Raw genomic sequence first — 9,137 nt, 5'->3', positions numbered from 1 at the left:
CAGCAGTGGCGGAGGCGAGAGGATTTGAACCTCCGGTCCGCTTTAAGACGGACAACTCATTAGCAGTGAGTCCCATTCGGCCGCTCTGGCACGCCTCCTGAACGATCCGAGGGTACCGGATTCATGCATTAGCCCGGAACCGCCGAGGCAGAAGCGTACACAGCCAGGTGAGGGGAAGGCAAAGCGCGGCTGAAGGACGCGTCCCGCGGTCCCCCTAGACTGTTTCGGGTGACCGCCCGCCTGCGCCCCGAGCTGGCCGATCTGCCCGCCTATACGCCGGGCAAGACCGTGCCGGGCGCCATCAAGATCGCGAGCAACGAGACGGTCGATGGTCCGCTGCCCAGCGTGCGGGCCGCGATCGAGCGGGCCGTCGACCGGATCAACCGCTACCCGGACAACGGCTACGTCGAATTGCGGGAACATCTGGCCAAGTGCATCGACAATGGGGCGTTCGCTCCGGAGCACATCTCGGTGGGCTGCGGCTCCGTCAGCCTGTGCCAGCAGCTGATCCAGATCACCGCGTCGGTGGGCGACGAGGTGATGTACGGCTGGCGCAGTTTCGAGATCTACCCGCTGCAGGTCCGCACCGCGGGCGCGACCCCGGTGCAGGTGCCGCTGACCGACTACGCGTTCGACCTGGACGCCATGCTGGCCGCGGTTACCGACCGGACCCGGCTCATCTTCATCTGCAACCCGAACAACCCGACCAGCACCGTCGTCGACCCCGGCGCCCTTGCCCGGTTCGTCGCCGCGGTGCCGTCGGACATCCTGATCGTGCTCGACGAGGCGTACGTCGAGTACATCCGCGACGGGTGGCTGCCGGACAGCTTCGGGCTGGTCCGTGCGCACAGCAATGTCGTTGTGCTGCGGACGTTCTCGAAGGCCTACGGCCTGGCCGGCCTGCGGGTGGGCTACGCCGTCGGCGATCCCGACGTGATCAGCGCGCTGAGCAAGGTCTACGTGCCGTTCACGGCGACGAGCGTCTCGCAGGCCGCCGCCATCGCATCGCTGGACGCCTCCGACGAACTGCTGGCGCGCACCGACGTCGTCGTGGCCGAGCGGGCCCGGGTGACCTCGGCGCTGCGGGACGCCGGCTTCACCGTGCCGCCGTCGCAGGCCAACTTCGTGTGGCTCCCGCTTGCCGGGCGCACGACGGACTTCGTCAACAGCGCCGCCGACAACCGCCTGCTGGTCCGGCCGTACGGTCAGGACGGGGTCCGCGTCACCGTCGCCGCGCCGCACGAGAACGACGCATTCCTCGATTTCGCCACCCACTGGATCTCGAGCTCGAAGGACGTCGACCAATGACCGATGCGCGCGACACCTTCGCCGAACTCACCGCACGCGAAGGGCGGATCCCGGACGCCGAGCTCGACGCCTTCTGGGCCACGCTGGAGCCGACGACCATCGACTTCATGATCGGTGAGTGGAAGGGCGGCGCGTTCGACACCGGCCACCGCTTGATCGGCTCGCTGGAGTCGGCGCGCTGGTTCGGCAAGTCGTTCACCTCGCCCGCCGACGTGAAGCCGCTGATTTGCCTCGACGAGGACGGCAACAAGTTCTCCAACGTCGAACTCGGCAAGGGCGAGGCCACGCTGTGGATCGAGGAGTTCCGCGGTGAGCGGGTCGCGACGATGGTCTACGACGGTCAACCGCTGCACGACCACTTCAAGAAGGTCGACGACGACACCGTGATGGGCATCATGAACGGCAAGCACGCGATGCGCACCGGCAGCTACGGCTACTTCTACCTGCAACGGGTCTAGCGGCTGCGGCCGGTGTAGGCGAGCAACCGGTCCAGCGCGTTCGCGGTGGCGGCCACGTCGATCGGGTCGTCGAAGCCGACTCCTTTGCGGCCCTCCGGCGTGATGATGGTGCGGCACAAGCCCAACACGTACTCCGACAGGTCGTCCGACGCATCCACCTGGTGGCCCGTCGTTACCGCGTAATCCCAAGCGTGAACCAGGAATTCGATCGACAGAATGCCCGCCATGACCTTCGCGGGCGCTTCGTTGGGGCCGATGGTGACCATGCCGTCGAGGCCGTGCCTTCGCCACGCGTCCACGGCCGGGCGCGCCGCGGTCATTACCTGGTGCTCGACAGAGGCCCCCGGATCTCGCTCCGGGAACTGCGCGCCCACTGCCCCGCCGATGGAGGTGATCGAGTTCATCAGATGGTCGGTCAGCCCGGCGACGTCGAACTCGCGGCACGGCGTCTGCTTCGCGGTGTCGTCGGGACCCAGTTGGGCGAGCACCCGCTGCAACACGGCCAGGCTCGCGTCGGCGCTGTCGATCTCGTCGGCTGGGGTGTCGGTGGGCATGCGCTCACGCTAGAACGCGCGTGCGCCTATCGTTGCCCAGATGAGGACGCGAGTTCTGATCGCCGGGGCGTCAATCGTGCTCGCCGCCGGGATCACCGCCTGCGACCGCACCACGCCCGGCACCGTGGCCATGACCACCGAGCCCGGCATGAGCACCCCGCGCTCGACGTCGCGGCCGAGCACGTCGTCGCCCCGCACGTCGTCGCCAAGGACCTCGTCGCCCCGCACCTCGTCCAACGTTCCGGCACCGTCGAACTCCCTGACGATGACGTGTGAGGAGTACAACGGCCTCGACCCGGACACCCAGACCGCCGTCATCGAGGAGATCGTCGCGCAGGAGGGTTCGGTGATCGGCTCGCAGAACACGGAGATCGCCAAGACGCTCGCCGACGCGATGTGCCAGTTCATGCCCACCAGCACCGTCAACGAGCTCCTCCTCGGCGGGTCGCCCCCGTAACCCGCTAGCCTGCCGTCATGGGCGATACCTACCAATCCCTCGCCGTCGACGTCGACGGCCACGTCGCGCAGGTGACGCTTCTCGGCCCCGGCAAGGGCAACGCGATGGGGCCGGAGTTCTGGGCCGAGTTGCCTTCAGTGTTCGCCTCGCTCGACGCCGACCCCGACGTCCGGGCCATCGTCTTGACCGGATCGGGCCGCAACTTCAGCTACGGCCTCGACCTGCCCGCGATGGGTGACACGCTGTCGCCGATGCTGGCCGACGGCGCGCTCGCCAAGCCGCGGGCCGAGTTCCACACCCGCTTGCGGTCGATGCAGCAGTCCATCACCGCGGTCGCGGACTGCCGCACGCCCGTGATCGCGTCGATCCACGGGTGGTGCATCGGCGGCGGGGTCGACCTGATCTCCGCCGTCGACATCCGCTACGCCAGCGCCGACGCGAAGTTCTCGGTGCGCGAGGTCAAGCTCGCCATCGTCGCCGACGTGGGCAGCCTGGCCCGACTGCCGCTGATCCTGTCCGACGGGCATCTGCGCGAATTGGCGTTGACGGGCCGGGACATAAATGCAGAACGCGCGACACGAATCGGTCTGGTCAACGACGTCTACGCCGATGCCGAAGCGTCATTGGCGGCGGCGCATGCCACCGCCAAGGAGATCGCGGCCAACCCGCCGCTGGTGGTGCAGGGCGTCAAGGACGTGCTCGACGAGCAGCGCACCGCCCAGGTGTCGGCGAGCCTGCGCTACGTGGCGGCGTGGAACTCGGCCTTCCTGCCGTCGAAGGATCTCACCGAGGGCATCACCGCGATGTTCGCCAAGCGGGCACCCGAGTTCAAGGGCGAGTAACCCGCGCCACGTCGACGCTGAACCACCAGGCGATCGCGTGGACCAGCAGACCGACCGCGATCATGATGAAGTCGAAGACGCCGACCCACGGTGGCGTCGCATTGCCGATGTCGATCAGATGACTGATCGAGTGCAGCACGTAGTGCGCCGTGGCGAACGCCAGGGTCGGCACCCGCCAGCCGGGCCATCTGATGGCGGCGAGGTACATCAGCCCGAGCGGCAGTTCGAAGCTGGCGAGGTCAAAGATGTAGTGGCCATTGCGAACTCCGAAGCCACCGAAGGTGTCGAACATGAAGCCAGGCGCGAACAGCATCACCAGGCCCACCACCGTCGAGTAGATGCCGTAGATCACCAGCACGGCGACCACGACGCGGGACTTGAAGCGAATGTCCATGGCCGCAGACTACGACGGGCGACGAGCGGCCCAGTTCACCTCATTGGAAGTGTGGCAGCGAGTCGCGGACGCACGAAGCTTCCCGCTCGACCACCTCGGTCACCGCTGCGATGGTTGCCCGCAACGTTCCGCCATCCGACGCGGCGAGCCGAACCGCCCAGCCAGCCTGGTTGGGCAGGTCGCTCACCGCAAGATAGACACGCCTGTCCCCCGTGACCGCACTGAGCGATTCGAGGTCTGGCGATAGCGCCGTCATCGTTTCGTCGAACCCGCCACCGACGACGTACACGGTCCCGAAGGCCGTCGGCGCACGGCGGACCCGCGGCATCGTCTCGAGCACCTGCGCATCGAGTGCGAGCAGCGTTCCGTCCGGGGCGGCGACCGCGACGCTGGACTCGTAGCTGCCGAATGCCTCGTCCGTCAGGTCGGGGTGCAGCACGACGGCGTCGACGATCACCGCCCGTCCACCGGGCTCGACGCACACCTGCGTGCGCTGGCGATAGCGCGCGTGCGCGGTGAGGATGCGCGGCGAGGGGTCGAACAGCAGCCGACTGCGCGCGTCCACCCGAAGGCGCGTGTCCTCGACGGCCGGCTCGCCGCCGCGAACGCCGGCGACGGTCGTCGCACCCTGGCCACGGACCACCGCCGACCCGCCGTCGACCACCTCGATCCGCTGCCTGACGACATCACCGGGAATTACGGTGCCTGCGCAGTTCTGGATGGTCACCGACCCCACGCCCGGCCGTGCCCGGTCGGTGAAGACCCGCCCGATCAGCAGAGGCCACCGGTAGCGGCGCCGGGTCAGGGCGGTGCGTCCGCCGACGCAGGCGAACACGAGGTCTAGGGCGTTGCCAGAGCCGGCGCTCACACGAACAGCACGTCCCGTTCGAGCACGTCCATCAGCGCCTCGATCCCCTCGCCGCTACTGGCGTTGGTGGCGAGGACGAGTCTGCCGCTGCGCACCTCGTTGGCCTCCTTCAGCATCAGGGGAAGGTCGACGCGAACGTAGGGCGCGAGATCGATCTTGTTGACCACCAGCAGATCGCACCGGATGACACCCGGTCCGCGCTTGCGCGGGATGTCGTCGCCCCCTGCCACGTCGATCACGAACAGCCAGTAGTCCACCAGATCGCGGGAGAACGTCGACGCGAGGTTGTCTCCACCGGATTCGAGCAGAATCATCTCGGTATCGGGGTGGGCGGCCTCCAGCGCATCGGCGGCGGCGATGTTCAGTGACGGGTCCTCGCGGATCACGGTGTGCGGACAACCTCCGGCTTCGACGGCCCGTACCCGCTGCGGGTCGATCAGCCCGGAGCGGCGGATCCGCTCGGCGTCCTCGGCCGTCACCAGATCGTTGGTGATCACGCAGACCGAGCGTGCGCGGCCGGCGAATCCAGCCAGCAGCGCCTCGATGAGCGCTGTCTTGCCGGATCCGACCGGCCCACCGATGCCGATGCGTGCGGCTCTCATCGCAGCATGTACTTTCTCGAAAATGCCACGGTGGCAGCCGGTTCGGCGGTGAGCAGCTCGCCGTCGGCGCGGACCTCGAACGTGCGGGGATCGACCTCGACGTGGGGCAGGGCGTCGTTGCGCACCATGTCCTTCTTGCGCAGCGCACGCACCGACCTGATCGGCAGCACGTTCTTGCGCAGCCCCAGCTTGTCCGGCACGCCCGCATCGATCGCAAGCGAGGACATGAACACGAACCCCAGTTCGGCGGCTGCGTCGCCAAGAGCACCCCAGTTGGGGCGTTGGATGATCGGCTCCGACGACGAGATGGATCCCGCCGCGTCGCCGAGTGCCGCCCACGCGATCATTCCGTTCTTGATCACCGCCCTCGGTTTGACGCCGAAGAATGCGGGCTGCCAGATCACCAGGTCGGCCACCTTGCCGGTCTCGACGGAGCCGATGTGCGCGTCGGCGCCGATCGAGATGGCCGGGTTGATGGTGAGTTTCGCGATGTAGCGCTTGACGCGTTCGTTGTCGGCGAAGGCCGTCGTCTCCTCCGGCAGCCGACCGATGCGCTGCTTCATCACCGCGGCGAGCTGCCAGCAGTTGGTGATGTTCTCGGCGAGCCGGCCCATGCCCTGGGTATCGCTGCCGAAGATCGAGATCGCTCCCATGTCGTGCAGGAAGTCCTCGGCGACCATGGTAGGTGGCCGGATTCGGGCTTCGGCGAACGCGATGTCCTCGGGCGCTTCCCAATTCATCAAGTGGGCGATCATCGTCATCGGCACACCCTCGTCGAGCCCGGTGACCGTGTAGGGATTGGTCGGGTTGGTCGTGCCCGGAATGACGTTCTCGTAGCCGACGCACCGGATCAGATCGGGGGCGTGCCCTCCGCCCGCGCCCTCCACGTGATACATGTGGATCGTCCGACCGCCGATCGTCGACAGCGTCCGTTCGGAGAACCCGAACTCGTTGATCGAGTCGGTGTGCAGGTGTACCGCGAAGTCGGCGGAATCGGCGGCCTGCAGCGTCTTGTCGATGACGGCCGGCGACGCCCCCAGGTCTTCGTGGATCTTCACCGCGCCTGCACCGGCGGCCACCGACTCCAAGACTGCCGCCGGATCGGAGGAGCCACGGCCGAACGCGACGAAGTTCATGGGTGTGTACTCGCCTGCCTTCAGGAACATCCCGAGGTTGCGGGGGCTTCCGGTGGCGACTTCGAACGTCGGTCCCAGCGACCCACCGATGAGGGTCGTGGTGCCGGTCGACAACGCATGCTCGACCTGCTGCGGCGAGATCAGGTGCGCGTGGGTCTCGATCGCCCCGGCGGTCACGATCATGCCCTCGGCGGGAATCGGCGTCGTACTGGTGCCGACGACCAATCCAGGAGTGACGCCGGGCATGGTGTCCGGGTTGCCCGCCTTGCCGATGCCGACGATTCTGCCGTCTCGGATACCGATGTCCGCCTTGATGATTCCCGCCACCGCGTCGATGATGACCGCATTGACGATGACGTAGTCGAGGGCGCCGTCCGACGGCTTCGTCGACGGGCGGTATCCCTCGCCATCCCGCACGGACTTGCCTGCGCCGGCGAGCAGCTCATAACCGGGCACCGTGTCATCCCGTTCGACTTCGACGAAGAGGTCCGAGTCAGCGAGGCGGATCCGGTCCCCCTTGGTGGGGCCGAACATCCGGGCGTAGGACTGCCGATCGATCGTTGTCACTGCGCTTTCAGCCTTCGCGCTGTGCGGCAAGTGCCGCTTCGAGGGCCCCACCAGCGTCGAGTGGCCCGTTGACCACTCCCGAGAAGCCTTGGGCGACACGATCACCGGCGATCGGGACCAGCTTCACCTCCACGGGGATGCCGGGTTCGAATCGCGCTCCGGCACCGGAGGCCACGTCGAGCTTGTGGCCCCATGAAGCGCGGCGGTCGAACTCGAGCACTGGGTTGGTTTCGAAGAAGTGCGACTGGCTACGCACCTGGATGTCCCGGTCGCCACGGTTGACGACGGTCAGTGACAGTCGCTCGGCACCGGGGAACAGGTCGACCGGTTCGTCGCCGACGATGATCTCGCCTGGGCGGATGTCGTTCTCCCCAGCGATGATCGGGTCGATCAGCGTGACGAGCTTGGTGCCGTCCGGGAACGGAGCGTCGAGCGCCACGATGCGTACCATGTCGGGCACACCCGGTTCGCACTGGTCGGCCGAGAGCAGCGACGCGGCGTGGTCGATCACCTCGTCGTAGGCCATGTTCTTGCGCGCCGCGAGCATCACCTCGTCGGCCAGCAGAGCGACCGCTTCGGGGTGGCTCAACGGGATGCCTTCGCGGAGATTGCGACGCGCCAGCTCGGCGGCGTTGAACACCACGAGGCGCTCGATCTCGGTGGGCGTCAGGTTCACACGATCTCCTTCACATACGGTTTTCAGCTGGCGAACAACCGCACGCCATCGTCGTGGCGCTGGGCCGCGATGTCGGCGTAGGCGGTGAAACCGGCGGGCTCGGCGGGTGGCTGGCGTTGCAACAGGTCGAGTAGCAGCGGGGTTATGTTCGTCGCGATCCGCTGGGCGCCGAGGTGTCCGTGGACTCCGAGACGCAGTGCGGCACCTGTGATTCCGGAGACTACCTGCCATGCCGCTACGGCCTCTGCCGTTTCGAGGGTCAGGCCAGCGGCACGCAAGCAGACCGCCTGGGCCACCGCAAGGTGGCCGGGGACGACCCCCGCGAGTACCCGGCCGCGGTAGTCGACGACACCAGGGGCGACGACTGCGGCGAACGTTGTCAGGGTGGCGGCGCCAGCGCGGCGGGAGGCCTCCCGCAGCACCGACATCGGCGTGATGGCCTCGGCGAGAGTGTCCACCGCGGAAGGGTCCGGCTCGGCCCAGGCCCGGCGCAGCAGGACCCGGTCACGCCGATGCCAATTTCCCTCGAGCTGCTCGGCGACGAAGGCGCTGACATCGCCCTCGTCCTGCACCATTCCGTCCCGGTAGGAGCCCTCCAACCCCGAGGAGAAGGCGAACCCACCGGACGGGAATGCGCTGTCACCGAAACGGATGGCGGCGAGCAGCTGCCCAAGATCAGTCATCGAGCGACTCGACCCGCCCACTCTCGAGCAGCTCGACGATCCGGGCGGTGTAGTCGGATTCGGGTCCCTCCAGGTGAACCACGACGGTGTCGCCGCGCTGGTCGGCCTTCCAATGTAAGTGGCCGGCAAGGAGGCCGAGCCGCAGCGCAGCCCCGACATCGTTGGCCCGCAATGTCATCGTCCGCGGCGCCCCCGCGCGCACGACCACCGCGCGATCGGGCTCGAGCAGCAGCACCGCCCCATCGGCGAGGGCACTGCCCCGCGGCAGCACGATGGCGTAGTCGGTGCCGGCATCCGATGTCGCGCGCAGCCGGCTGCGATCGAGGTCGTGAACATCGAGGTGGAGGTACTCGACGGCCTGCTGGTGGCGCAGTTCGTGCAGACGATCGGCGACGGCCTGGTCCGTCACCCAACCAACGATTTCGTCGAGGATCCGCAGGCCGACGCGGGCACCAGTCACTGCGTGGCCTTTTCGAGGACCGGCGCGATCCTGCCGACCACGTCGGTGTTCTGCTCCAGCGCGTAGCCGAACTGCAGGATCTCGGGCTCGGCGAACGGCTTTCCGATGATCTGCACCCCGAGCGGAAGCCCG

The 9,137-nt window shown here is 67.7% G+C and carries 12 protein-coding genes and 1 tRNA gene; 4 read left to right on the top strand and 9 right to left on the bottom strand.

Annotation, left to right across the window (positions count from 1 at the left end):
* Window positions 1-6 precede the first annotated feature (6 nt).
* Window positions 7-98: transfer RNA gene (locus tag QOC69_RS18605), tRNA-Ser, on the bottom strand.
* Between the two features lie 130 nt (window positions 99-228).
* Between QOC69_RS18605 and QOC69_RS18600 the strand changes: the two genes are divergently transcribed.
* A complete protein-coding gene (locus tag QOC69_RS18600) occupies window positions 229-1,308 on the top strand; it encodes a pyridoxal phosphate-dependent aminotransferase (protein ID WP_526442226.1) in 1,080 nt (359 codons plus the stop codon).
* Window positions 1,305-1,766: a GXWXG domain-containing protein gene (locus QOC69_RS18595; protein WP_526442224.1), complete on the top strand. Its 462-nt coding sequence runs from the start codon at window positions 1,305-1,307 to the stop codon at window positions 1,764-1,766. The genes QOC69_RS18600 and QOC69_RS18595 overlap by 4 nt, the downstream gene beginning before the upstream one ends.
* Here the strand turns inward: QOC69_RS18595 and QOC69_RS18590 are convergent.
* Window positions 1,763-2,320 carry a TIGR03086 family metal-binding protein gene (locus tag QOC69_RS18590; protein ID WP_526442222.1) on the bottom strand — a complete coding sequence of 186 codons (558 nt, stop codon included), beginning with the start codon at window positions 2,318-2,320 and terminating at the stop codon, window positions 1,763-1,765. The two genes, QOC69_RS18595 and QOC69_RS18590, sit on opposite strands and share 4 nt — an antisense overlap.
* Window positions 2,321-2,360: 40 nt before the next feature.
* On the opposite strand from QOC69_RS18590, the gene QOC69_RS18585 reads away from it, so the two are divergent.
* Both QOC69_RS18585 and QOC69_RS18580 read left to right on the top strand, forming a co-directional pair.
* Window positions 2,361-2,777 (top strand): hypothetical protein, encoded by a 417-nt coding sequence (locus tag QOC69_RS18585; RefSeq protein ID WP_526442220.1) that lies wholly within the window; start codon window positions 2,361-2,363, stop codon window positions 2,775-2,777.
* A gap of 17 nt (window positions 2,778-2,794) precedes the next feature.
* The gene (locus QOC69_RS18580; protein ID WP_526442218.1) at window positions 2,795-3,619 is read left to right on the top strand and encodes a crotonase/enoyl-CoA hydratase family protein; all 825 of its coding nucleotides are present in this window, start codon (window positions 2,795-2,797) and stop codon (window positions 3,617-3,619) included.
* Here QOC69_RS18580 and QOC69_RS18575 read toward each other — a convergent pair.
* From QOC69_RS18575 to ureE, 7 genes are read right to left on the bottom strand one after another with little or no spacing between them, the layout of a single operon-like run.
* On the bottom strand, window positions 3,606-4,013 hold the full coding sequence (locus QOC69_RS18575; protein ID WP_526442216.1) for a hypothetical protein: 408 nt from the start codon (window positions 4,011-4,013) through the stop codon (window positions 3,606-3,608). The genes QOC69_RS18580 and QOC69_RS18575 overlap by 14 nt on opposite strands.
* 40 nt (window positions 4,014-4,053) lie before the next feature.
* Complete coding sequence (locus tag QOC69_RS18570; protein ID WP_526442214.1) at window positions 4,054-4,881, bottom strand: urease accessory protein UreD; 828 nt, start codon at window positions 4,879-4,881, stop codon at window positions 4,054-4,056.
* Window positions 4,878-5,483 carry an urease accessory protein UreG gene (gene ureG / locus QOC69_RS18565; RefSeq protein WP_526442212.1) on the bottom strand — a complete coding sequence of 202 codons (606 nt, stop codon included), beginning with the start codon at window positions 5,481-5,483 and terminating at the stop codon, window positions 4,878-4,880. The genes QOC69_RS18570 and ureG overlap by 4 nt, the downstream gene beginning before the upstream one ends.
* Entirely contained in the window at window positions 5,480-7,186 is a 1,707-nt protein-coding gene (gene ureC / locus QOC69_RS18560) for an urease subunit alpha (RefSeq protein WP_526442210.1), read from the bottom strand. Before ureC ends, ureG begins: the two co-directional genes overlap by 4 nt.
* 7 nt (window positions 7,187-7,193) lie before the next feature.
* A complete protein-coding gene (gene ureB, locus QOC69_RS18555) occupies window positions 7,194-7,862 on the bottom strand; it encodes an urease subunit beta (protein ID WP_526442208.1) in 669 nt (222 codons plus the stop codon).
* A gap of 23 nt (window positions 7,863-7,885) precedes the next feature.
* A complete protein-coding gene (locus tag QOC69_RS18550; protein ID WP_526442206.1) occupies window positions 7,886-8,545 on the bottom strand; it encodes an urease accessory protein UreF in 660 nt (219 codons plus the stop codon).
* A complete protein-coding gene (gene ureE / locus QOC69_RS18545; protein WP_526442204.1) occupies window positions 8,538-9,005 on the bottom strand; it encodes an urease accessory protein UreE in 468 nt (155 codons plus the stop codon). Before ureE ends, QOC69_RS18550 begins: the two co-directional genes overlap by 8 nt.
* Between the last annotated feature and the right edge of the window lie 132 nt (window positions 9,006-9,137).

It is taken from the genome of Mycobacterium sp. (genome assembly GCF_032162105.1).
Lineage (GTDB): Bacteria > Actinomycetota > Actinomycetes > Mycobacteriales > Mycobacteriaceae > Mycobacterium.
The sequence above is the reverse complement of the archived record's forward strand: the minus strand, read 5'-3'. Positions and strand labels throughout refer to the sequence as shown.